This is a genomic window from Streptomyces sp. NBC_01476 (genome assembly GCF_036227265.1).
Taxonomy (GTDB): Bacteria; Actinomycetota; Actinomycetes; order Streptomycetales; family Streptomycetaceae; genus Actinacidiphila.
In genome coordinates this window covers 2,179,424-2,201,720 of sequence record NZ_CP109446.1, presented here as the reverse complement: position 1 = coordinate 2,201,720, position 22,297 = coordinate 2,179,424, and the positions used below count along the sequence as shown (strand labels likewise).

Annotated in this window: 20 protein-coding genes and 1 riboswitch; of the genes, 11 read left to right on the top strand and 9 right to left on the bottom strand. The window is 72.3% G+C overall.

Going from position 1 to position 22,297, the window contains the following annotated elements; translation table 11 throughout:
- Positions 1–19: 19 nt before the first annotated feature.
- From OG552_RS09585 to OG552_RS09545, 9 genes are all read left to right on the top strand, one after another.
- Entirely contained in the window at positions 20–1,273 is a 1,254-nt protein-coding gene (locus OG552_RS09585) for a M20 metallopeptidase family protein (RefSeq protein ID WP_329131237.1), read from the top strand.
- Complete coding sequence (locus OG552_RS09580) at positions 1,270–2,574, top strand: metal-dependent hydrolase family protein (protein ID WP_329131235.1); 1,305 nt, start codon at positions 1,270–1,272, stop codon at positions 2,572–2,574. The genes OG552_RS09585 and OG552_RS09580 overlap by 4 nt, the downstream gene beginning before the upstream one ends.
- Entirely contained in the window at positions 2,564–4,213 is a 1,650-nt protein-coding gene (locus tag OG552_RS09575; RefSeq protein WP_329131233.1) for an amidohydrolase, read from the top strand. Before OG552_RS09580 ends, OG552_RS09575 begins: the two co-directional genes overlap by 11 nt.
- Before the next feature lie 27 nt (positions 4,214–4,240).
- Positions 4,241–5,200, top strand: coding sequence for an ABC transporter permease (locus tag OG552_RS09570; protein ID WP_329131232.1), 960 nt, complete (start codon positions 4,241–4,243; stop codon positions 5,198–5,200).
- Positions 5,197–6,087, top strand: a complete 891-nt coding sequence (locus tag OG552_RS09565) for an ABC transporter permease (protein ID WP_329131230.1) — start codon at positions 5,197–5,199, stop codon at positions 6,085–6,087. Before OG552_RS09570 ends, OG552_RS09565 begins: the two co-directional genes overlap by 4 nt.
- Positions 6,084–7,148: an ABC transporter ATP-binding protein gene (locus tag OG552_RS09560; protein ID WP_329131228.1), complete on the top strand. Its 1,065-nt coding sequence runs from the start codon at positions 6,084–6,086 to the stop codon at positions 7,146–7,148. Before OG552_RS09565 ends, OG552_RS09560 begins: the two co-directional genes overlap by 4 nt.
- Positions 7,145–8,302: an ABC transporter ATP-binding protein gene (locus tag OG552_RS09555; protein ID WP_329131226.1), complete on the top strand. Its 1,158-nt coding sequence runs from the start codon at positions 7,145–7,147 to the stop codon at positions 8,300–8,302. The genes OG552_RS09560 and OG552_RS09555 overlap by 4 nt, the downstream gene beginning before the upstream one ends.
- Complete coding sequence (locus OG552_RS09550; protein WP_329131224.1) at positions 8,299–9,195, top strand: polysaccharide deacetylase family protein; 897 nt, start codon at positions 8,299–8,301, stop codon at positions 9,193–9,195. The genes OG552_RS09555 and OG552_RS09550 overlap by 4 nt, the downstream gene beginning before the upstream one ends.
- Positions 9,196–9,263: 68 nt before the next feature.
- Positions 9,264–10,910, top strand: coding sequence for an ABC transporter substrate-binding protein (locus OG552_RS09545; RefSeq protein WP_329131222.1), 1,647 nt, complete (start codon positions 9,264–9,266; stop codon positions 10,908–10,910).
- Positions 10,911–10,963: 53 nt separating this feature from the next.
- Here the strand turns inward: OG552_RS09545 and OG552_RS09540 are convergent, their stop codons facing one another.
- The 4 genes from OG552_RS09540 to OG552_RS09525 form a co-directional block, all read right to left on the bottom strand.
- Positions 10,964–11,821 carry a bifunctional 5,10-methylenetetrahydrofolate dehydrogenase/5,10-methenyltetrahydrofolate cyclohydrolase gene (locus tag OG552_RS09540; RefSeq protein ID WP_443071156.1) on the bottom strand — a complete coding sequence of 286 codons (858 nt, stop codon included), beginning with the start codon at positions 11,819–11,821 and terminating at the stop codon, positions 10,964–10,966.
- 42 nt (positions 11,822–11,863) lie between these two features.
- A riboswitch (ZMP/ZTP riboswitch) is annotated at positions 11,864–11,952 on the bottom strand.
- 52 nt (positions 11,953–12,004) lie between these two features.
- A complete protein-coding gene (locus OG552_RS09535; protein WP_329131220.1) occupies positions 12,005–12,544 on the bottom strand; it encodes a DinB family protein in 540 nt (179 codons plus the stop codon).
- Positions 12,545–12,648: 104 nt separating this feature from the next.
- The gene (locus OG552_RS09530; RefSeq protein ID WP_329131219.1) at positions 12,649–13,896 is read right to left on the bottom strand and encodes a cation:proton antiporter; all 1,248 of its coding nucleotides are present in this window, start codon (positions 13,894–13,896) and stop codon (positions 12,649–12,651) included.
- 6 nt (positions 13,897–13,902) lie between these two features.
- Positions 13,903–14,388 (bottom strand): cation:proton antiporter regulatory subunit, encoded by a 486-nt coding sequence (locus OG552_RS09525; protein WP_329131217.1) that lies wholly within the window; start codon positions 14,386–14,388, stop codon positions 13,903–13,905.
- Positions 14,389–14,562: 174 nt separating this feature from the next.
- On the opposite strand from OG552_RS09525, the gene OG552_RS09520 reads away from it, so the two are divergent.
- A complete protein-coding gene (locus OG552_RS09520) occupies positions 14,563–14,769 on the top strand; it encodes a hypothetical protein (RefSeq protein ID WP_329131215.1) in 207 nt (68 codons plus the stop codon).
- Between the two features lie 150 nt (positions 14,770–14,919).
- On the opposite strand, the gene OG552_RS09515 is transcribed toward OG552_RS09520, so the two are convergent.
- The 3 genes from OG552_RS09515 to OG552_RS09505 form a co-directional block, all read right to left on the bottom strand.
- Positions 14,920–15,636 carry a GAF and ANTAR domain-containing protein gene (locus tag OG552_RS09515; protein ID WP_329131213.1) on the bottom strand — a complete coding sequence of 239 codons (717 nt, stop codon included), beginning with the start codon at positions 15,634–15,636 and terminating at the stop codon, positions 14,920–14,922.
- Between the two features lie 100 nt (positions 15,637–15,736).
- Positions 15,737–16,528, bottom strand: a complete 792-nt coding sequence (locus OG552_RS09510) for a GAF and ANTAR domain-containing protein (RefSeq protein WP_329131211.1) — start codon at positions 16,526–16,528, stop codon at positions 15,737–15,739.
- A complete protein-coding gene (locus OG552_RS09505) occupies positions 16,525–16,950 on the bottom strand; it encodes an STAS domain-containing protein (protein WP_329131209.1) in 426 nt (141 codons plus the stop codon). The genes OG552_RS09510 and OG552_RS09505 overlap by 4 nt, the downstream gene beginning before the upstream one ends.
- Before the next feature lie 449 nt (positions 16,951–17,399).
- Between OG552_RS09505 and OG552_RS09500 the strand changes: the two genes are divergently transcribed.
- The gene (locus tag OG552_RS09500; RefSeq protein ID WP_329131207.1) at positions 17,400–19,217 is read left to right on the top strand and encodes an APC family permease; all 1,818 of its coding nucleotides are present in this window, start codon (positions 17,400–17,402) and stop codon (positions 19,215–19,217) included.
- Between the two features lie 57 nt (positions 19,218–19,274).
- Here the strand turns inward: OG552_RS09500 and OG552_RS09495 are convergent, their stop codons facing one another.
- Positions 19,275–20,801: a flavin monoamine oxidase family protein gene (locus tag OG552_RS09495; RefSeq protein ID WP_329140705.1), complete on the bottom strand. Its 1,527-nt coding sequence runs from the start codon at positions 20,799–20,801 to the stop codon at positions 19,275–19,277.
- Positions 20,802–21,056: 255 nt separating this feature from the next.
- Positions 21,057–22,178, bottom strand: a complete 1,122-nt coding sequence (locus OG552_RS09490; protein WP_329131205.1) for a hypothetical protein — start codon at positions 22,176–22,178, stop codon at positions 21,057–21,059.
- Positions 22,179–22,297 lie beyond the last annotated feature (119 nt).

Below are 22,297 nucleotides of genomic sequence, written 5' to 3'. Positions count from 1 at the left end.
CCTACAGACAGGTACGGACATGGCTTCTCAGCAGGCCCTTCGCACGGCTGCGGCAGAGCTTTCGCCGCAGCTCACGGCCTTGCGGCAGCGGTTGCACCGACATCCGGAAATCGGTCTGGAGCTTCCCTGGACCCAGGAGACGCTGCTCGGCGAGCTCGACGGCCTGGGTCTGGAGATCTCCACCGGCAAGGCGCTGAGTTCGGTCACCGCGGTCCTGCGCGGACCGCGATCCGCGCGGGCCACCGTACTGCTGCGGGCCGACATGGACGCGCTGCCGGTGACGGAGGCGAGCGGGGCCGCCTTCGCCAGCGAGATCGACGGTGCGATGCACGCCTGCGGCCACGATCTGCACATGGCCATGCTGGTGGGGGCGGCACGGCTGCTGTCGGAGCACCGGGAGGCGCTCCGCGGTGATGTGGTCTTCATGTTCCAGCCCGGCGAGGAGGGCTGGGACGGCGCCGGCCTGATGATCGACGAGGGGGTGCTCGACGCCTCCGGCCGGCGGGCCGACGCGGCGTACGGCATGCACGTGATGGCGGCGAAGTACCCGCGGCGGACCTTCGGGACCCGGCCCGGCACGCTGATGGCCGCCAGCGACTGGCTCCGGGTCACCGTGCACGGCCAGGGCGGCCACGGCTCCGCGCCGCACAACGGGCGCGACCCGGTGACCGCGGCGGCGGCCATGGTCACCGCGCTCCAGACGATGGTCACCCGGCGCTTCGACATCTTCGACCCGGTGGTGGTGACCGTCGGCGCTTTCCACGCCGGCACCCGGCGCAACATCATCCCGGACACCGCGCACTTCGACGCGACGGTACGGACCTTCTCCGATCGGGCCAGGGACCGTATCCGCGCGGAGGCGCCGCGGGTCTGCGCGGAGATCGCCGCGGCCCACGGGGTGGAGGCGGCGGTCGAGTACCGCGACGAGTACCCGGCGACCGTCAACGACGCGGTGCACGCGGAGTTCGCCCGGCAGGTGGTCACCGAGGTCTTCGGCGAGGACGGCTACCGGGGCATGGCGCACCCGGAGGCCGGGGCGGAGGACTTCTCCCGGGTGCTGGCCGCGGTGCCCGGCTGCTATCTGATGCTCGGCGCGGCCACCGGCGACCCGGCACGGAGCCCGGACAACCACAGCCCCCGGGCCACCTTCGACGACGCCGTGCTGCCCATCGGGGCGCTGCTGCACGCCGAGTTGGCGATCAGGTCGCTCGCGCGCGACGACGCGGCGGCGGCCGGCGCACCGGCCGGAGCGGCGGAAGGCGGCCGCTCATGACCGCCGCGTCCGCGAACCGGCCGGCTCCCCGCCGTACCGTCCTGCACGGCGGCTCCCTCTTCGACGGCACCGGCGCCGCCCCCGCCGCCGCGGACGTCGTGCTGGCCGGCGGCCGGATCGTCGAGGTCGGCACCGGGCTCGACGGCGACGACGGCGTGGACGTCAGCGGGCAGACGATCCTGCCCGGCTTCTTCGACTGCCATGTCCACGTCACCATGGCCGGCGTCGACGTCATGCGCCGGATCAACCAGCCGTTCAGCTACGAGTTCTTCCAGGCCGGCCGGCACCTCAAGGCGACCCTGGACGCCGGTGTCACCACGGTGCGGGACGCCGGGGGAGCGGACGCGGGGCTGCGCGAGGCGGTGCGCGACGGGCTGATCGAGGGCCCGCGCACGCTGATCGCGATCACCATCATCGGCCAGACCGGCGGCCACAGCGACGGGCTGCTGCGCTCGGGGTACGACCTGCGGCTGTCGCATCCGCACCCGGGCCGCCCCAGCGGCCTGGCCGACGGGCCCGACGAGATGCGCCGGGTGGTCCGGCAGGTGATCAGGGCCGGCGCCGACGTGATCAAGGTCTGCTCGACCGGCGGTGTGCTCTCCCCCGACGACAACCCGCGGCACGCCCAGTTCGGCCGGGACGAACTGACCGTGGCGGTGGCCGAGGCGGAGGCGGCGGGGCTGTCGGTGATGAGCCACGCCCAGGGGCCGGTGGGGATCAAGAACGCGCTGCTGGCCGGCGCCCGGTCCATCGAGCACGGCATCTACCTCGACGACCAGGCCATCGAGCTGATGCTGGAGTCCGGTGCCTGGCTGGTGCCCACCCTGGTCGCCCCGCTGGCCGTCATCGAAGCCGCGGCCGGCGGCGTACAGCTCGCCCCCTCGGTGGTGCGCAAGGCCGTCGAGGTCGCCGAGGCGCACCAGGACTCGGTACGCAGGGCGGCGCTCGCCGGGGTGCGGATCGCGATGGGCACCGACAGCGGGGTCGGCCCGCACGGCGACAATCTGCGCGAACTGGGCCTGATGGCCGAGTGCGGCATGCGGCCGGCCGACGTGCTCTACGCGGCGACCGGCAGCGCCGCCGAACTGTGCGGCCTCGCCGAGGTGGCCGGCCGGGTGGCGCCGGGCCTCGCCGCCGATCTGGTGGTCGTCGACGGCGACCCGTACGAGCTGACCGGTATCGCGGACCGCATCGCCCAGGTCTGGCAGGGCGGACGGCGCGTGGTCAGGACCACCCGCACCCCCTCCGCACCGACCGCGACCGAGCACACCGAGAACGAGGAGCCCGCCCATGCCCGGTGACCTGCTGCTGGCCAACGCCACGGTCATCCCCCTCGACCCCGGCGTCCCGCCCACCGCCAACGCCATCGGCGTCCGGCGCGGCCGGATCGCCTGGGTCGGCGACATCAAGGACGCGCCGTACGCCTTCGGCGGCAACCCCCGGGAGGTCGACCTCGGCGGCGCCACCGTGGTGCCCGGGTTCATCGACGCGCACCAGCACGTGATCACCCTCGGGTACTGGATGTCCCAGATCGACTGCCGCTACCCCGCGGTCCGTTCCATCACCGAGATCACCCGCGCGGTCGCGGAGCGCGCGGCCGGCACCGAGCCGGGGCAGTGGATCCTCGGCCGGGGCTACGACGACAACAACCTGCACGAGCACCGGCACCCCACCCGCCAGGACCTCGACGCGGTCAGCCCGCACCACCCGGTGATGATCCGCAACGTCAGCGGCCACATGAGCGTGGCCAACTCCGTCGCGCTGCGGCAGGCCGGCATCACCCGGAACACCCCGAGCCCGTTCGGCGGCCACATCGCCACCGACGCCGACGGGGAGCCGACCGGGCTGCTCCAGGAGAAGGCACAGGACCTGCTCGGGGTGCCCTTCCTGCCGCAGGACAGGTCACAGCTGCGCGAGTACCTGCGCACCGGGGGCCAGGCGTGCCTCGCGGCCGGCATCACCAGCGGCCACGAGGCGGGGATCTTCAGCCCGCCGGAGTTCTCGGTCTTCCAGGAGGCGTGGGCGGACGGGACGCTCGCGCTGCGGACGTACATGATGATCCGCACCCCCTTCCTCGAAGCGCTGGAAGGGCTCGGCCTCTACACCGGCTTCGGCGACGACCGGCTGCGGGTCGGTTCGATCAAGGCGATCTCCGACGGGTCGCTGATCGGCAGGACCGCGGCGGTCTGCCACCCGTACGAGGACGCGCTGCGGGAGTCGTCGGCGGACGGCGCGGCCCCGGCAGGCAACGAACTGGGCCTGGCCATGTTCACCCAGGACGAGCTGGACGACATCGTCTGGCGCGGGCACAGCGCCGGCTGGCAGCTGGCGATCCACGCCATCGGCGACCGCGCGATCGACATGTGCCTGGACGCGTACGAGAGCGCGCTGCGGCGGGCGCCGCGGGCCGACCACCGGCACCGCATCGAGCACTGCGGGGTGATGCGCCAGGACATCATCGAGCGGATGGCCCGCATGGGCGTGATCCCGGTGGGCCAGCCGCCGTTCATCGCCGAGTTCGGCGACGGCTTCCTGCGGCACCTGGGGCCCGAGCGCTGCCGGCTGACCTATCCGCTCGGCTCGCTGCTGCGGGCCGGCATCCCGGTGGCCGGCAGCAGCGACTCGCCGGTCTCCTCGTACCAGCCGCTGATCGGGATCCAGGCCGCGGTCACCGAACTCACCGCGAACGGCAGGCCGTTCGCGCCCGACGAAGCGCTGACCGTCGAGGAAGCGCTCACCGTCTACACCCGCAACGCCGCCCACGCCGCCTTCGACGAGCGGAAGAAGGGCTCGATCACCGTCGGCAAGTACGCCGACCTGACGGTGCTGGACAGCGACCCGCGAACGGTCCCGGCCACGACGATCTCGCAGATCGGCGTCGCGGCCACGATTCTCGGAGGTGAGATCGTCCATGAGGCAACGACCACAGTGCCCCGCTGACTCCGCACGGTGTCACGGAGCCGCGCGATGAACGCCCGGCTGGCCTACGCGGTCCGCAGAGTGCTGCTCACCGTGCCCGTGCTCTTCGCGACGAGCGTCTTCGTCTTCCTGCTGATCCGGCTGGTGCCCGGCGACCCGGTCCGCACCATGCTCGGCATCCGGGCCACCCCCGGCACCATCGCCACCGTCCGCGACCAGCTCGGTCTCGACCGCCCGCTGCCCGAGCAGTACTGGATGTGGCTCACCGGGATCTTCCACGGCGACCTGGGCACCGACTTCGTCAGCCACGAGCCCATCACCCAGCTCCTGGGCGTGGCGCTGCCGGTCACCCTCGAACTGACCGTGCTGTCCATGCTGCTGGCACTGCTGGCCGGGGTGCCGCTGGGGGTGCTCGCGGCCACCCGCGGCGGCTGGACCCGCAAGCTGACCGGCGGCTTCGTGATCGGCGCCATCAGCATCCCGGACTTCTGGCTCGGCCTGATGCTGGTCCTGGTCTTCACCGGGGTCTTCAACCTGCTGCCGCCCACCGGTTATGTGGCGCTGACCACCGATCCCGTGCAGAACATCCAGTACATGATCCTGCCGGTGCTGACCCTGGCGACCGGGCAGAGCGCGTACATCCTGCGCACCACCAGGGCCGCCATGCTCGGCACGCTGGGCGAACCGTTCGTCGCCTTCCTGCGGGCCAAGGGGCTGCGGGAGCGCTCGGTGGTCGCGGTGCACGCGCTGCGCAACTCCTCCGGGCCGATCGTGACGGTCACCGGCATCCAGTTCGGCGTGCTGCTCGGCGGCGCCATCGTCATCGAGACCCTGTTCGCGCTGCCCGGCGTCGGACGGCTCGTGGTCACCGCCATCAGCCAGCGCGACTACGTGGTGGTGCAGGGCGGCGTGCTGGTGGTCGCCTGCCTGTTCATCGTGGTCAACCTGCTCACCGACCTGGTGCACGGACTGCTCGACCCCCGGGTGGAAGAGGCGGTGGCGCGATGACCGCCCTGGACCAGGGACGGACGGAACCGGTCCCCGCCCGCAGGCTGCGCGGTGGCGGCTCGCTGCTGAGCCGGCGGCTCGGCGGCCGGGAAGGAGTGATCGGCTGGTCGCTCCTGGCCCTGCTGGTGCTGATCGCCCTCCTCGCCCCGCTGCTCGCCCCGCACAGCGCCGAAGCCATCGACGACACCCGGGTGTTCGGGTCGCCCAGCCTCGCGCACCCGCTCGGCTCCGACGACCTCGGACGGGACGTGCTCAGCCGCATCCTGTTCGCCTACCGGGTCTCGCTCGGCATCGCGGTCGGCTCCGTCGTGCTGGCGATGCTCATCGGCATCCCGCTCGGTGTGCTGGCCGGATACGCCGGCGGCTGGATCGACCTGCTGCTGATGCGCGGTGTCGACCTGCTGCTGGCCTTCCCGGCGCTGCTGCTCGCCATCTCGCTGATCGCGATCCTCGGCCCCGGCAGCGGGGTCGCGCTGCTGGCGATCGCGGTGATCTACGTACCGATCATGGCCCGGGTGGTACGCGGCTCGGTGCTGGTGGTGCGGAACCAGCCGTACGTCACAGGCGCCAGGACCCGCGGTGTCTCGCACCTGAGGATCGTGTGGGGCCATGTGCTGCCCAACGCGATCGGGCCGGCCCTGGTGCAGGCCAGCGTCCTGACCGCGTTCGCGATCGTCATCGAGGCGTCGCTCTCCTTCCTGGGCCTCGGTGCCCAGCCGCCCACCCCGGAACTCGGCCTGATGCTCGCCGAGGGCAACAACTACCTGACCCAGGCGCCGTGGGTGGAGATCTTCCCCGGCCTGGCGATCTCGCTGACCGTCTTCGCCTTCAACATGATCGGCGACGGACTGCGGCGCGGCTTCGACCCCTACGGGATGGCGCGATGAACGAGCCCCTGGTGCAGTTCCGTTCCGTCGGTGTCCGCTACGGGGCAGGCTCCGGCTCCGGCGGCTCCGGCGGCTCCGGCGGCTCCGGTGGCTCCGGTGTCTCGGCCGTCGAGGATGTCTCCCTCGACCTCCACAGCGGCGAGACCTTCGGCCTGGTGGGGGAGTCCGGCTGCGGCAAGACCACGCTGGCCATGGCCTTGATGGGGCTGCTGCCGCCGGCCGCACGGGTGGAGGGCGAGATCGTCTTCCAGGGCCGCGACCTGGGGTCCCTGCCCGAGTCCGGCCGCCGGGCGCTGCGCGGCGACCGGATGAGCATGGTCTTCCAGGACCCCGCCACCTCCCTCGACCCCGCCTTCGGCATCGGCGGCCAGATCGCCGAGACGATCCGCGCCCACCGCGGCATCGGGCGCAAGGAGAGCAAGGCCCGGGCGCTGGACCTGCTGCGGCAGGTCGGCATCCCGGCCGCCGAGCAGCGGTACTTCGACCCGCCGCACCGGCTCAGCGGCGGTATGCGGCAGCGGGTGGTGATCGCCGCCGCGCTGGCGAACGACCCGGCGCTGCTGCTCGCCGACGAGCCCACCACCGCGCTGGACGTCACCATCCAGGCGCAGATCCTCGACCTGCTGCGGGACCTCCAGCAGCAGCACGGCACCACGATCCTGCTGATCGCGCACGACCTCGGGGTGGTGGCGCAGGTCTGCGACCGGGTGGGCGTGATGTACGCCGGGCAGCTGGTCGAAGTGGCCCCGGTCGCCGAGCTGTTCGCGCGCCCCGAGCACCCGTACACCCGGGCCCTGCTGGACGCGCTGCCCGGCGCGACCCGTACGGCGGGCCCGCTGCGGGTGGTGGCGGGCGAGGTGCCCGATCTCGCCGACCCGCCGTCCGGCTGCCGGTTCAAGGACCGCTGCCCGCAGCGCACCGGCGACTGCGACCGGACCCCGCCGCTGGCCGACGCCGGCTCCGGCCGGCGGATCGCCTGCTGGCTCTCCCCCGCGACCCGGGCGGCAGCTGCCCGGCCCGCGTCCGGAAAGTCCACGACCTCGGTAGGTGAGCTGAGTTGACCGGTGAGATGACGGAGCAGAAGGCGTTCCGCCCGCTGCTGGAGGTGGACGGCGTCGTCAAGCGCTTCCCGGTGCGCCGCGGACTGTTCGGAGCCGGCGCCTGGGTGCACGCGGTCGAAGGCGTGGACCTCACCGTGGGACACGGCGAAGTCGTCTCCCTGGTGGGGGAGTCGGGCTCCGGCAAGAGCACCCTCGGCCGCTGCGTGACGGGGATGTCCGCGCCGACCTCGGGCCGGATCCGGTTCGACGGCGAGGACATCACCGGCGCGGACGCGGCCGGCGGGCGCCGGGCGGCCCGGGCGGCCCGGCAGTCCTTCCGGCGCCGGGTGCAGCCGGTCTTCCAGGACCCGCGCGGTTCCCTGGACCCGCGCTGGAGCGTCGAGCGCACCATCCGCGAGCCGCTGAACGCGTACCGGGTCGGCACCCCGGCCGAACGGACCGCGCGGGTCGCCGAGCTGATGGCCCTGGTGGGCCTCGGCCGGCATCTCGCGGAGCGCCGCCCGCGGGAGCTGTCCGGCGGGCAGCAGCAGCGGGTCGCCATCGCGGCGGCGCTCGCGCTGGGGCCCGATCTGATCGTCGCCGACGAACCGGTCTCCGCGCTGGACGTGTCGGTGCAGGCCCAGATCCTCAATCTCCTCGCCGAGCTGCGCTCCGAACTGGGCGTCGCGCTGCTCTTCATTGCGCACGACCTGTCGGTGGTCGAGCACATCTCGGACCGGGTCGCCGTGATGTACCTCGGGCGGATCGTCGAGACCGGCACGGTCGCGGAGATCTTCGGCCGGCCGCGGCACCCCTACACCCAGGCGCTGATCGACTCGATCCCGCGCCCCGACCCGGCCCAGCGGATGTCCGCGGTCCGCCTCTCGGGGGAGATCCCGAGCCCGGTCGACCCGCCGTCCGGCTGCCGCTTCCACCCCCGCTGCCCGGTCGCCGTCGACCGGTGCGCCACGCAGGAACCGCCCACCGTCACCCTCGGCCCCGGCCACCGGGCCGACTGCCTCGTCCTCGCCGAGGAGATCGCCGCCGAGACCCCGGCCGAGACCGCCGCCGATCCCGCCGCCGGAACCGCCGGAACCGCCGGCACCGACAGCGCCGACAGCGCCGGCGCGCACCCCGCCGCCCACCGTGCCGCCCCCAGCAAGGAGATGTCATGACCGACCAGTCCGTTCCCAGCACGGCCGACCTCAGTGCGGTCCCGCCCGGGCCCGCCGCCGCACGGTCCGGAGCCGACGGCCGCCGTGTCGCGGTCTCCCTCACCTTCGACTTCGACGCCGAGTCGGCGTGGCTCGGCTCCTTCAAGACCGACACCCCCTCCGCCCTCTCCCGCGGCGCCTACGGCGCCAACGAGGGGGTGGGCCGGATCCTCACCCTGCTGGAGAAGTACCAGCTGCCCGCGACCTTCTTCATCCCCGGCGACACCGCGGACCGCCACCCGCAGGAGACCAAGGCGATAGCCGCCGCGGGCCACGAGATCGGCCACCACGGCTACCTCCACGAGCCGCCGCCCGGACTCACCGAGAGCCAGGAGCGGGAGATGATCGAGCGCGGCATCGACGCGCTGGAACGCCAAGTGGGACAGCGTCCGCGCGGCTACCGCTCCCCGGCCTGGGAGCTGTCCCACAACACCTATCCGCTGCTGGCCGAGTACGGCATCGAGTACGACGCCAGCCAGCTCGGCGCCGACCGCCCGTACTGGGTGCACGACAAGGGCGTGCGGACCGGCATCGTCGAAGTGCCGGGCGCCTGGGAGCTCTGCGACTCCTCCCTGTTCATGTTCGCCTTCTCCCCGCACTACCTGGCCGGCATGTCGTCACCGCACAAGGTCCAGGAGATGTGGTGCGGCGACTTCGACGGCATGTACGCGGAGAACAGCGACGCCTGCTTCGTGCTCACCATGCATCCGCAGATCATCGGCCGCCACTACCGCATGCAGATGCTGGAACGGGTCATCCGGCACATCTCCCGGTTCGAGGGCGTGTGGTTCGCCCAGATGGGAGAGATCGCCGACGACTTCCGGGCCCGGCAGGCGGCCGGCCCCGCGAGCTGACCGGCCGCTCCTCTCCCGTACCCCCGTCACCCCCTCGGTTCCGCCCCTCGCCCTCAACAGGAGCTGTCATGACCCCTGAGAAGAACGACAACGACCGTGCCGCATCACTCGCCAACGGCTTTCTGTCCGGCCGGATCAGCAGACGCGACCTGTTCCGGCGGTCCGCGGCGCTCGGCGGCGGCGCGGTCGCCGCGACGACGCTCGGCTCGCTGCTCGCCGCCTGCGGTCCCAACGACTCGGCGGGCGCGAAGAGTTCGGCCGCCCCGACCGGCAAGCCCGTCACCGGCGGCACGCTGACCGCGGCGCTGACCGGCAACCCGTCGAGCATGGACCCGGCCGCGGCCGGGATCTACACCAGCCTCCAGGTGATCGACAACATCTTCAGCAAGCTGATCGTCTTCGACGACAAGGGCGGCTTCGTGGGGGACCTGGCCACCTCCTGGAAGCAGGACGACCCGGTCACGTACACCTTCGACCTGGTGGACAACGCCACCTTCCACAACGGCGAGAAGTTCACCGCGGACGACGTCAAGTACACCTTCGAGCGCATCGCGGACCCGAAGACCGCGTCCTCGTACGCGTCGGCCTACACCTCGATCAAGAGCATCGAGGTCGTCTCGCCGACCCGGGTGGTCTTCCACCTCAGCGAGCCGTTCGCGCCGCTGCTCACCAACATCGCCCAGAACGGCGAGATCGTGAACCGCAAGGCCGTGGAGTCGGCCGACCCCACCCGCAAGCCGGTCGGCACCGGCCCGTTCAGCTTCGTCGAGTGGGTGCAGAGCGACCACATCACGCTCAAGCGCAACCCCACGTACTTCCGGGCCGGCCAGCCCTACCTCGACACGATCGTCTTCAAGTTCCTCGCCGTCGACAAGAGCCGGGTCGAGGCGCTCCAGTCGGGTCAGCTGGACTGGGCGGACGCGGTGCCGCTGGACGAACTGCGGGCGCTGAAGGCCAACCGCAGCTACCGGTACGTCACGTCGGCCCGGGCCGGCATCCCGGACTTCGTCGCGATGAACACCGCGAAGGCGCCGTTCGACAACAAGGCGCTGCGGCAGGCGGTGGCCGCTGCGATCGACCGCAAGCAGATCCTGGACGTCGCCTACTTCGGGGCGGGCGAGGCCGGCACGATGGAGGTGCCCTCCGGGTCCTCGTGGTACGGCGGCACGCCGCCCTACGCCTCCGGCCCCGACCTGGACACCGCCCGCAAGAAGATGGCCGAGGCGGGGCTCTCCAAGGGCCTGAGCATCACCTATCTGACGCTCCCTCAGTACCCGGAACTGCAGAAGACCGCGGTGCTGGTACGCGACCAGCTCGGCAAGATCGGCATCGACGTCAAGCTCCAGCAGACCGAGGTCACGGTGTGGTTCGACCACTACGCCAAGGGCGACTACCAGATGACCTCCGCGTACTGGTCGGGGACGGTCGACCCGGACAACTTCTACTCCACCCAGCTCGCCACCGGATCGCCCAACAACAGCACCAAGTACTCCAATCCGGCCGTCGACAAGCTGATCAAGCAGGCCAGGGCGGCGTCGAGCGAGAGCGAACGCAAGCCGCTGTACGAGCAGATCCGGCAGATCATCTGGGACGACGCGCCCCTGGTCTTCGTGCACTACGAGACGATCAACTACCTCATGCGCTCCGGCGTCTTCGGGTCCACCATCAACCCGTCGCTGGAACTGGGCTTCGGCCACGTCTGGAAGCAGAGGTGACCCCCTGACCGGCGGCCCCACCCGCCCGGAGCGGGCGGGGCCGCGGGGGCGGCTCAGGCGCTGAGCACCTTGAGGTCGACGCCGAGCTGCTGGGCGGCCGCGTCGACGGTCTGCTCGATCAGCGTGGCGATGGTCATCGGGCCCACCCCGCCGGGGACCGGGGTGATGAGGCTCGCCCGGTCCTTGACCGTCTCGAAGTCCACATCGCCGATGTTCCCCGCGCTGTAGCCGGCGTCGACCACCACGGCGCCGGGCTTGATGTCCTCGCCCGTGATGAAGCGGGGCTTGCCCACGGCGGCTATCAGCACGTCCGCCCGCCGCAGGTGCGAGGAGAGCTCGGAGGCCGGGGTGTAGCGGTGGCAGTACGTCACGGTGGCGTCCCGCGCCAGCAGCATCATGCCCGCCGGGCGGCCCAGGATGGCGCTGCGGCCGACGACCACCGCGTGCTTGCCGGTCAGCTCGACGCCGTACTCGTCGAGCAGCCGCATGATGCCGCCCGGCGTGCAGGACGCGAATCCGGGCAGGCCGAAGCCCATGGCCGCGAAGGACCGCATGGTCACGCCGTCGACGTCCTTCTCCGGGGCGATCGTCTCGAACGCGGCCCGCTCGTCGATGTGCGGGCCGGCCGGGTGCTGGAGCAGGATGCCGTGCACCGACGGGTCGAGCGAGAGCCCCCTGATGGTGGCGACGAGTTCGGCGGTGGTGGTGCCGGCCGGGAGCTGGACGAGCCGCGACTCGACGCCGGCCGCCTCGCAGCGGCGGCGCTTCATACGGACATAGGTCACCGACGACGGGTCCTCGCCGACCAGCACGGCGGCCAGGCACGGGGTGACGCCGGTGCGGCGCCGCAGCTCGGCGGCGGTCGCGGCGGAGTTCTCGATGATGCGCTGGGCGAGTTTGGTGCCGTCCATCAGACGGGCCTGCTGGGTCACTGACAGCTCCGGGTGAGCGTGATGAGGGGCCCAGGCGCGCGGCACACGACACGGTCTGTCAGGCCGCTCCCCGGTGGTACTCCACCCAAGCGCCAGTCACGGCCCACAGACAGCGTAAACGATCCGTGGTGCGGCCACCGATCCGTTGCCCGCGGGCGGCGGCTACTCGCCGGTGGCGCCGTCCACCGACTCCCGGATGAGGTCGGCGTGACCGTTGTGCCGGGCGTACTCCTCGATCATGTGGCACAGGATCCAGCGCAGGCTGGGCGACCAGCCCCGGGGGCCGGTGCGCCGCGCCAGTTGGCCGAGGCCGTCGGCGGCGAGTGCCTCCGCCACCGCGGCGCGGGAGCGGGCCACCGCTTCCTGCCAGAGCGTACGCAGCTGCTCGGGGCTGTCCGCGGCGGCGGAGTGCCAGTCCCAGTCGGCGTCGGCGGACCAGTCGACGGTGTCCCACGGCGGCTGCGCGTCCCGCCCGTGCAGCCACTGCGAGAACCACCAGTCCTCGACGAAGGACAGGTGCTTGAGCATCCCGCCCAGGGTCATCGGGGAGGAGGCCACCGTCGCCCGCAGCCCGGCCGCGTCGAGACCGGAGCACTTCCACTCCAGCGTCGCGCGCTGGAACTCCAGGAACCCCAGCAGCGTGCCGGATTCATCGGCCGCGCCGGGCGGTTCCGGCCGTCCTTGCTCGTCCAGTTCGGTCATGCGGCGTGACTCTACCGATCCCCGCCCCTGCCGGGCCACGGAATTCAGCGGCGGCCGGCCCGTACCGGCGGCAGGGGTTCCCGCTGCTCAGGGCGGTCGGGCGGTCAGCCGCCCGCGTGCGCCGGATCGGGTTCCGTCGGCTCGGCGGGCGCGGCCGGTTCGGCCGGCTCGGCCGGCGGCGGAGCGGGGGCCCGGGCGGGGAGGAAGGAGCCGAGGATGCGCGCGAACGGCTCGGTGAAGCGGGCGGTCAGCGGGCCGACGATCACCAGGATGAGCACATAGGCGGTGGCGAGCGGACCTATCCGTGGTTCGGTGCCGACCGCGAGGCCGGCGATCACGATGGAGAACTCGCCGCGGGCCACCAGGGTGCCGCCGGCCCGCCATCGGCCGGGCGGTTTGATGCCGGCCCGGCGGGCCGCGTACCAGCCGGTGCCGACCTTGGTGAGCGAGGTGACCGCGGCGAGCGCGAGCGCGGGCAGCAGCACCGGGGGGATGTCCGCGGGGTTGGTGGACAGGCCGAAGAAGACGAAGAAGACGGCTGCGAACAGGTCCCGCAGCGGCGTGAGCAGATTGCTCGCGCCCTCGGCGACCTCGCCGGAGAGCGCGATGCCGACCAGGAACGCGCCGACGGCGGCGGACACCTGGAGCTTCTCGGCGACACCGGCCACCAGCAGGGTGAGGCCCAGGACCACGAGCAGCAGCATCTCGGCGTTGTCCGAGGAGACCGCCCGGCTGATCAACCGCCCGTGGCGCAGCGCCAGATAGAGCACCGCGCCGACCGTACCGAGCGAGATCAGCAAGGTGAGCGTGCCGCCGGCCAGACTCAGGCCGGCCAGCAGGGCGGTGAGGATCGGCAGGTAGAGCGCCATGGCGAGGTCTTCGATGACCAGGATGCCGAGGATGACCGGGGTCTCCCGGTTGCCCAGCCGGCGCAGGTCGCGCATCACCTTGGCGATCACCCCGGAGGAGGAGATCCAGGTGACACCGGCCAGCGCGACGGCGGCCACCGGGCCCCAGCCGAGCAGCAGGGCGGCGATCGCGCCGGGTACCGCGTTCAGTACGAAGTCGACGGCGCCGGACGGGTACTGCGTCTTGAGGCTGGTGACGAGTTCGGAGGCGCTGTACTCCAGGCCGAGCAGGAGCAGCAGCAGGATCACACCGATCTCGGCGCCGGTGGCGATGAACTCCTCGCTGGCGTTGAGCGGCAGGATCCCGCCGTGCCCGAACGCCAGGCCGGCCAGCAGGTAGAGGGGGATCGGGGAGAAGCCGACCCGGCCGGCGAGCCGCCCGAGCAGGCCGAGCGCGAAGATGACCGAGCCGAGTTCGATGAGCATGGATGTGGTGTCCTGCACAGGTTTCTACCCTCCGGCGATCAGTTCGGCGACGGCGTCGACCCCCTCGCGGGTCCCCACGACGACAAGCGTGTCGCCGGTGGCGAACCGGAAGTCCGGGGTCGGTGAGGGGAAGGCCGCGGTACGGCGCAGCACCGCGACGATCGAGGCGCCGGTGCGGGTACGGGCCTGGGTCGCGCCCAGCGTGCGCCCGGTGTAGGGGGAGCGGCCGGTGATCTCGATGTGTTCGGTGACCAGGTCGATCTCCAGGTGCTGGTGGAGATAGGCGACCGGGTCGCGGGCGAGCAGTTGCGCCACCCGGGCCGCCTCGTCGGAGTCGAGCGGGATGGTGTCCTTGCAGCTGTCGTCGTCCTGCGGATCGCGCAGCGCCAGCACGCGCCGGCCGTCTTCCTGGACGATCACCGACAGGTGCTGGCCTGCTTCCGTCTCCAGGTCGTAGCGGACACCGATGCCTGGCAGTGGTGTCTGGCGGATTCGGGCGGTGAGCCCCATGGCAAGCTCCAGATGGGCAGGGTGGGAAGCGGCACGTTGCTGGTGGGGGACGGCGGGCGGCCACGGCCCACCGCGAGGTGACGGCGGGACCGGCCGCCGGGGCGCGCCGGTGCGCGGCGCCAGCGCGGCTTTCGGGAGCTGGCCGGAAGCCGGTCAGCGGGGAAGGCGGCGCCCGTGGGTATCGGGCACGTGGTCGCGGGGCGCGATGTCGATCCGCGCGGCGCGGCCACCGCAGGCGGCGCGGAGCAGTGGGGCGGCACCCGGCACGAGGAGGGTGAGGGGAGAGTTCACTCGGTCCATGTCCGGGCCCTCCTCCGGGCCGACGGCCCGCTCGGTCCTGCGGGAGCGGAGGCGGCACCGGCCGGCCTCAGCTCCTGGTAATGATTCGGTAAAGAATCCTATCAGACTGAAGATCCGACACGGAGAGTGACGGCCGCCGGCCGGCAGCGGGCAGCCGGTAGTGGGCGTGAAGGCACGCCGCCGCGGAAGGGAGCTGTCGCGCCGGGCGGGTGCGGACACGGGACCGCCGGGTCAGACGGTCAGGTCCGCCAGCGGCTCCGTGCCGTTGACGAAGGAGCGGGCCAGGTCGGACAGGCGCAGGCTGTGCGAGCGGGCGTAGCCGCGCAGGGCGGTGAAGGCCTGTTCCATGTCGATGTCGTGGCGTTCGGCCAGCTTGCCCTTCGCCTGCTCGATGAGGACCCGGCTGTTCAGCGCCGTCTGCAACTGCTCGTTGAGGACGCTGCTGCGCTGGGTCGAGCGCTGCTGGAGCAGGCTGATGGTGGCGACGTCCGCCAGCGCCTGGGCGATCGGGACGGCCACCGCGTCCAGCGAACCGGCGTCGGCGTGGAAGAGATTCAGCGCGCCGACCACCTCGTCCCGCAGCCGCATCGGCAGCGCCTGTACCGAGGAGTATCCGCTGAGCCTGGCCTGGGCGACGAAGCGCGGCCAGCGGTCCGCCTCGGCGGCGAGGTCGGGGACGGTGACCGGGACGCCGTGCTGGAAGCACTCCATGCACGGGCCCTCGCTGTTCTGCAGCTGGAAGAGCTCCAGCAGCCGTACGCGCTCGTCGGAGGCGGCCATCACCCGCAGTTCACCGTTGTGGTCGGCGAGCAGGACGCCGGCCGCGCCGGCGCCGAGCATGCCGACGCAGCGGTCGGTGAGCAGCCGGAGGAAGTCGATCAGATCGAAGTCCGCGACGAGGCTGTCGGCCAGCTCGACGAACGTCTTGGCCAGGAGGCGTTCATCCATGGCGTGCACCTTCTGTCGGGTTGTCGTTGTCGGGTCGGGTTCCGCCGGGGGCGGCGGGAGATTCCAGCGGGTACGGCGGGGGCGTCCGGCGGGCGCGCGTTCAGGTCCGGTCGTCGCCGCTCCGCCCGGCGCCCGGGTCCGTATCCGGGTCGGTGCCGCCGTCGGTGCCGGTGCCGGTACGGCTGTCGGGTGTGAAGAGCAGCCGGCGGTACACCACGTCGGCGGCCACGTCGGTCAGGCGCCGCCCCTGGGCATAGGCGTGGGCACGCAACCGCAGGAAGGCTTCCTCGATGCCCACCCCGAGCTGCTCGGTGAGCATCCCGGTGGCCTGGTCGATCTGGGCACGGTCCGCGCCGAGGTTCCACCGGAACCGCTCGGGTCCCTCGGCCCGGCCGCCCAGCAGCAGCAAGGTGGCGGTGTCCGCGAAAGCCATCGCGTCGGCGAGGTGTTCACCGTCCAGCGCGCCCGGCCGTTCACGGTACAGGTCGAGCACTCCGGGGCTGATCGCGCCGATCTGCAGCGGGAGGGCGAACACCGCGCCCGCGCCGCTGTCCACCGCGGCGGCGGTGAACGCCGGCCAGCGGGCCCGTACCTCGGGCGCCCGCAGGTCGGGGCTGAGCACCGCCTCGCCGAGGGCGAAGGCGTCCATGCAGGGCCCTTCGCCGAGGGTGAGCTGCAACTCCTCCAGTGACCTGCTGATGTCGTCGGTGCCGCACAGCGGATAGCTGCTGCCGGCGGCCGGCGACATCGCGGACACCCCGGCGCCGTCCACCGGCAGGGCGGCGACCATCGCGGCACACACATGCACCACGTCGACCCGCTCCCCGCGCCGGGCCGCTTCCTCGGCCACCAGCGCTTCTATCCGGTCGGAACGGCCGCCGCCGGTGGTCATGACGCGGCCCGGTGGTCCTGTTCGCCGGTCCGGCCGCCGTTCACGGTGCTGTCGAACGGCAGGGGCGCGGATATCCGGTCGCGCTGTGGCGGGAGCGCCGGGAACCGGTGCAGGAGGAAGCCGGAACCGGTGGCGGCGAAGAGGCGGGCGACCGCGGGACCGGGGCGGTGCAGCGTGAGCGACGCGCCTTCGACGACGCTCAGCATCGACGCCTCCAGGAAGGCGTTGAGGCCGCTGCAGTCGCAGAAGGTGACGGGGGCCAGGTCGACATCGATGGTGTGGATGCCGTCGCGCAGGCAGCCCGCCAGCGACGCGCGCACCAGCGGTGCGGTGAGCATGTCGATCTCGCCGGCGAGGGTGATGAGGGCACGCTGCTGTGTGTCCTCGCGGTGGACGTGGAGCGGACAGGAGAGCGGTGTCATGGTGCGCCTCGGTTCACGGACCGATCCGTTGCACGGATGCGGTCGTACGTCGTCAGGCAGGTGAGTAACCGGGCGGGCAGCCTGTGTTCGCTGGGCGTCAAGCTCGCAGGAATGGGTTCCGGCTCCCCTCGGGGATGCGCCGGGTAACCGGAAGTGCGGTCCGGATCGGCGGGCATTCATATGGTTCGGAGTGCCGCCGGGGTCTCGGGCGTCGCATGTGCAGCATAGCCCGGCCCGGCCCGGCGTGGGCGGTTGGGCGGACGCCGGTTGCGTGACATACCGAACGCTCCCGCCCCCCGGGTGATGGGCCGTCCGGCTCTTGCGGGAAACCCGTTCCTGCTGCCGCGTCAGCCGCGCGCCGTGCTCCGGCCCGCGCGCCCCCGGGTCCGTACGGGGTGGCGGCGGCACACTGGCCGGACAGCCACCGCACTGAACACCGCGAGGTCACCATGACATTCGGCCTGGCCCGTCGCGAACTGCGGCCGCGGGTACCGCTGCGGCCCGGGGAGGGCGACAAGAACCGGCTGACCGCGCTGGAGGGGCTCGCCGCCCTCTCCCTGGACGCGCTCAGCTCGGTCGCGTACGGGCCGGAGGCGATCGTCCTGGTGCTGGTGGCCGCGGGGAGCTCGGCGCTGACGGCGACGCTGCCGATCACCCTGGCCATCACCGCGCTGCTCGCGGTCCTGGTGATCTCCTACGGCCAGGTGATCGCCGCCCATCCGGACGGCGGCGGTGCGTACGCGGTCGCCAAGAAGGACCTCGGACCGCGCACCAGCCTGCTGGCCGCCGCGAGTCTGGTGGTCGACTACGTGCTGACGGTCGCGGTCAGCCTGGCGGCCGGCGCCGCCGCCCTGGCCTCGGCCTACCCCGCCCTCGGCGCGCACCTGCTGGCGATCTCCCTGATCGGCCTCGCCCTGCTCACGGCGGTGAACCTGCGGGGGGTGGCCGAGAGCGCCCGGGTACTGATGCTGCCCACCGCGCTCTTCATCGTCAGCATCCTCGGCATCATCGTCCTCGGCCTGGTGCGCAGTCACCCGGTGGCCGTCGTCGGTACCTCCCACCCGGTGCACGCCTCGGAGGGCCTGGGCTTCCTGCTGCTGCTCAAGGCGTTCTCGGCCGGCTGTTCCGCCCTCACCGGCGTCGAGGCGATCGCCAACGGCGTGCCGACCTTCCGTGAACCGCGCGTCAAGCGGGCCCAGCACACCGAGTTGATGCTCGGCGGACTGCTCGGGCTGATGCTGGTCGGGCTGTCGGTGCTCATCCGCCGCGACCATGTCGCCCCACGCGGCGGGGTGACCGTCCTGGCCCAGCTCACCGCCGGCTCCTACGGCACCGGCTGGGCCTACTACGGAACCAACCTCGTGGTCACCCTGGTCCTCGGGCTCGCCGCCAACACCAGTTTCGGCGGCCTGCCGGTCCTGATGAGCCTGCTGTCCCGGGACCACCGGCTGCCGCACCTGTTCGCACTGCGCGCCGAACGGCCGGTCTACCGCTACGGCGTCCTGGCGCTCGCCGGGCTCGCCGCCCTGCTGCTGATCGCGGTCGGCGCGAACACCCATGAACTGCTGCCGCTCTTCGCCATCGGCGTCTTCATCGGCTTCTCCATCAGCCAGATCGGCCTGGTCCGCCACTGGCGCACCGAACGGCCCCCCGGCTGGCTGCGCCGGGCGATGATCAACGGCCTGGGCGCGGTACTGACCACGCTGGCCGGCATCGTGCTGCTCGCCAACAAGTTCCTCGCCGGAGCGTGGGTGGTGGTCGTCGCGGTGCCGCTGCTGATGCTGCTCTTCGCTCGCATCCACCGCTACTACGCCGAGGTCGGCGCGGAGCTGGGGCTCGGCCGGATCCCGCCGGTGCCGCGCAGAAAGGCGCCCGGCCTGGTCATCGTGCCGATCGGCGAGGTCAGCAGGCTCTCGGAGTACGCGCTGTCCGCCGCGCTCTCCTTCGGTGACGAGGTGGTCGCGGTCGCGGTCCACGCCAGCGAGCACCGGGCGGCGATGCTGCGGGAGATGTGGGCCCGCTGGAACCCGGGGGTGCGGCTGGTGATCCTGGACAGCCCGCACCACTCGCTGGTGGAACCGGTGGTGGAGTACGTCCGGCAGGCGGCCGCCGAAGGCCGCCAGGTCGCCGTCCTCATCCCCGAAGTGGAGCCCAGGCACCGGCGCTACCAGATCCTGCAGAACCAGCGCGGCATCCTGCTGGCCACCGTGCTCCGCGCCCGTACCGATGTCGTGGTCTGCCTGCTGCCCTACCGGCTGCGGGTGTGAAACCGGCCGGCGCCCCCCGGGCCGCGGGGAGCGCCGGCCGGCCGCCGGGCACGCGGGTCAGGCGAGCACCCGGGTGTGCAGCGCGGTCACCGCCTTGCGCGCGGAGGCGAAGGCGCCGTGCTGCCAGGCGTCCATGTAGCTGAGCCAGTCACCGGCGAAGTACACATGCCCGGTGGGGTTGTTGAGGGAGTTGTAGCGGGGGTCGTCGGGACCGCCGGGCGTGCTGTGCCAGGCGGCTTCCTGGTACGGGAACTGGCGCCAGTGCTGCGAGAACGAATGGGCCAGCTCGGTGCGGTACTTGTCGCCGTAGATCTTCACGCCCGCGGCGACCGCCCGGGTCTCGCGGTCCTTGGGGGTGAGCGGCGCGTACGAGTCGGCGTTGGCACCGGTGTTGTAGTAGCCGATGATCACGCCGCGCTTGCCGTGGTAGCCGTACGACGGATGCCAGATGTGGGTGACGTCCAGATCGGTCTCGGTGATGCCGCCGTAGATGTTGTGGTCCAGCTCCCACCAGCGGGACGTGTACTCCAGGCCGATCTTGCCGGACGAGGACGGGGTGATGGCCTCCAGCGCGGACTGCACGTCGGAGCCGAGGTTGTGCGGGACCTTGGAGAGGATGTTGGGCGGCATCGCGGCGACGCAGTAGTCCGCGTCGATGGTCCGGGTCCTGCCGTCCTGGGTGTAGGTGATGGTGACGCCGTGTGCCGTGTCGGTGACCCGGGTGACCGCGCAGCCCGTCTTGATCTTCCGGGAGCCGACGGCGCCGGAGAGCGCGTGCGGGATCCGGTCCATGCCGCCGACCGGCTGGAACATCAGCATCGCCTGGTCGTAGCCGAATTCGAAGGAGAAGTAGCGGCCGACGCCGGTCGCGAAGACCTCGGAGGCGGTCGGCAGGCCGCCGTACTCCACCCCGGGGGTGCCGGCCGCGCCCGGCACGACGGAGTAGCCGCGGCGCTCGCTGCCGGTGTAGCTGAAGTCCCGGCCGAGATCGCCGTAACCGCGCAGGAAGGAGACCAGCGCTTCCTTGTCGGCGGCGGTGAGGTCCTGGTCGAGGGCGCCCTGGTTGCTGGCCTTGGCGAGGAGTTCGGAGACATAGCCGTAGACATCGGCCTTGGCGGTGCGGTAGCGCATCGGCGCGGTCATGCCGGCCTTCTCGTTGTACAGATACGCGTCCGCGTTCTCGTTGGTGAACACCTCGATGGGCACGCCGAGTTCGCGGCAGTAGTCGAGGGTGAGCATCCACTGGGCGATCCGCGCCGGGCCGGCGTTCATGTACTGGCCGTCGGAGAAGCGGGCGGTCTGCTTGTAGCCGTACAGGTCGGTGGTGGTGGTACCGCCGCGGACGGTGAAGTTGCGGCCGCCGGTACGGTTCTGCGCCTCCAGGATGGTGCAGTCGTAGCCGGCCTTGCCGAGTTCGTAGGCGGTGGTGAGCCCGGCGATGCCGCCGCCGAGGATCACCACCTTGGCGGCTGCCCGGTGGGTGAGGTGGAAGTCGCCCGGCGTCGGCGCCCGGAAGGGCGCCTCGTGGCCTGTTGCCGCGGCGGCGGTGGGCGCGAGGCCCAGCGCCCCCATGGTGGCGAACATCGCGCCGGCGCCTCCGGTGGCACCGACGGCGCGCAGGAAGGCACGGCGGTTGAGTGATGTCACGTGTCATGTCCCCTTTCACAACTGGCGCAGGGGACTCTGACAGCGCGTTGTTACACGCCGTCAGTCGGGAGATCACACGGACGTGTGCGAAGGCTCACCGGTCCTGGCCGGGGAGGCCGCACGGGGAGCGGCGGAGCGGCCCCGGACCGCTCCTGTCCTTCAGCGGTCCCCTCGTCCCGGGCCGCCGCCGGCCTACGCCTCCCGCACCCGCAGCGCGTTGTACGCCTCGGCCACCAGAGCCGGCCGTGCGGCGGGTTCATCCCCGCCCGCCGCCCAGCTGACGGTCACCTGCCGGGACTCGCCGGGCAGCAGCCAGAAGCAGTTGTCGTCCGCGACGGCCGGGCGCACCCGGTCCGCGGCGGGCGCGGCGGCGAGCGCCAGCCGGACCATCGCGGCCGGTGACGTACCGGTGTTGCGCACGGTGGCGGTGACGGCGAGCGGTCCGGCCGGCCGGGTGCGGAGCGAGAGCGGCACGCTGGGCAGGCCGTTGAGGGAGCGCATGTCGGTGGGGGTCCGGCAGCGGAGGTAGTCGTTGGCGGAGAGCACCCGTCCGGCGCCGTCGGTGAGCCGCAGCCGCAGCAGATGGGTGGCGGGCAGCGAGCGGTCGAAGGGTACGGCGAAGGCGTCCGCGGTCCCGTGCGGGGCGAGGTCCAGCTGCCGGGACACCGGCGCGCCGATCGGCCGGCCGCCGAGGTCGTGGAGCCGCGCGGTGACGGTGGCGCGGTGGACGGCGGCAGCCGTGCCGTTGGCGGCGAGCACCTGCCAGCCGTCGGTGGCGGCGGCCTGGACGTGCAGCGGTTCTGCCCCCTTGCGGGCGCCGTAGTGGGCGCCGCCCGCCGCCAGGCCGTGATCGCGGCGGTGCGCGCCGGGATGCGCCACCCACAGCGGCAGCGTCTCCCCGCCCAGCGGCCGTCCGGCGCGCCACGCCTCGAACGCCGCCCGCGCCTGCTCGTAGTTGACGAGCTGCGCCTTGCGGCAGAAGTCGGCGGGCGAACTGGAAGGACCCAGGCGGTCGTTGACCGCGGTGAGGTAGGCGTCCGACCACTGGCCGGTACCGGGCCGGTCGTACGGGGACCAGGGGACGTCGTCGCCGACCGGGTGGCCGCCGGGCGGCTGGGCGACCGCGATGCCGATGCCGGCGGGGGCGCCGGAGGCGGTCAGCTCGTGGAGGGCACGTCTCAGCCCGGTGCCGGCGGCGTAGGACCAGTCGCCGCCCGGCCGCGTCGCGGACAGCCCGAGGCCCGCGAGCAGGGAGCCGCCGGGGGAGACGGGTACGCGTCTCGACAGGCGGAGGCGGGGAGGGTTCTTCGGCATGGACACCGCTCCGTTCGGGGGCCGCTGGGGGAATCGGGTGCGTCGGACCAGGGTTCCGACCACGTACTCTGACAACGTTGTCAGACTTCTGTGAGGCAGTTTCTCCCCATTGGGCGGCT

Bases quoted from the DNA above. Each gene is read 5' to 3' on its own strand.
- OG552_RS09585 (WP_329131237.1), top strand. From the start codon at position 20: ATGGCTTCTCAGCAGGCCCTTCGCACGGCTGCGGCAGAGCTTTCGCCG.
- OG552_RS09580 (WP_329131235.1), top strand. From the start codon at position 1,270: ATGACCGCCGCGTCCGCGAACCGGCCGGCTCCCCGCCGTACCGTCCTG.
- OG552_RS09575 (WP_329131233.1), top strand. From the start codon at position 2,564: ATGCCCGGTGACCTGCTGCTGGCCAACGCCACGGTCATCCCCCTCGAC.
- OG552_RS09570 (WP_329131232.1), top strand. From the start codon at position 4,241: ATGAACGCCCGGCTGGCCTACGCGGTCCGCAGAGTGCTGCTCACCGTG.
- OG552_RS09565 (WP_329131230.1), top strand. From the start codon at position 5,197: ATGACCGCCCTGGACCAGGGACGGACGGAACCGGTCCCCGCCCGCAGG.
- OG552_RS09560 (WP_329131228.1), top strand. From the start codon at position 6,084: ATGAACGAGCCCCTGGTGCAGTTCCGTTCCGTCGGTGTCCGCTACGGG.
- OG552_RS09550 (WP_329131224.1), top strand. From the start codon at position 8,299: ATGACCGACCAGTCCGTTCCCAGCACGGCCGACCTCAGTGCGGTCCCG.
- OG552_RS09545 (WP_329131222.1), top strand. From the start codon at position 9,264: ATGACCCCTGAGAAGAACGACAACGACCGTGCCGCATCACTCGCCAAC.
- OG552_RS09540 (WP_443071156.1), bottom strand. From the start codon at position 11,821: ATGGACGGCACCAAACTCGCCCAGCGCATCATCGAGAACTCCGCCGCG.
- OG552_RS09535 (WP_329131220.1), bottom strand. From the start codon at position 12,544: ATGACCGAACTGGACGAGCAAGGACGGCCGGAACCGCCCGGCGCGGCC.
- OG552_RS09525 (WP_329131217.1), bottom strand. From the start codon at position 14,388: ATGGGGCTCACCGCCCGAATCCGCCAGACACCACTGCCAGGCATCGGT.
- OG552_RS09515 (WP_329131213.1), bottom strand. From the start codon at position 15,636: ATGGATGAACGCCTCCTGGCCAAGACGTTCGTCGAGCTGGCCGACAGC.
- OG552_RS09510 (WP_329131211.1), bottom strand. From the start codon at position 16,528: ATGACCACCGGCGGCGGCCGTTCCGACCGGATAGAAGCGCTGGTGGCC.
- OG552_RS09505 (WP_329131209.1), bottom strand. From the start codon at position 16,950: ATGACACCGCTCTCCTGTCCGCTCCACGTCCACCGCGAGGACACACAG.
- OG552_RS09500 (WP_329131207.1), top strand. From the start codon at position 17,400: ATGACATTCGGCCTGGCCCGTCGCGAACTGCGGCCGCGGGTACCGCTG.
- OG552_RS09495 (WP_329140705.1), bottom strand. From the start codon at position 20,801: ATGTTCGCCACCATGGGGGCGCTGGGCCTCGCGCCCACCGCCGCCGCG.
- OG552_RS09490 (WP_329131205.1), bottom strand. From the start codon at position 22,178: ATGCCGAAGAACCCTCCCCGCCTCCGCCTGTCGAGACGCGTACCCGTC.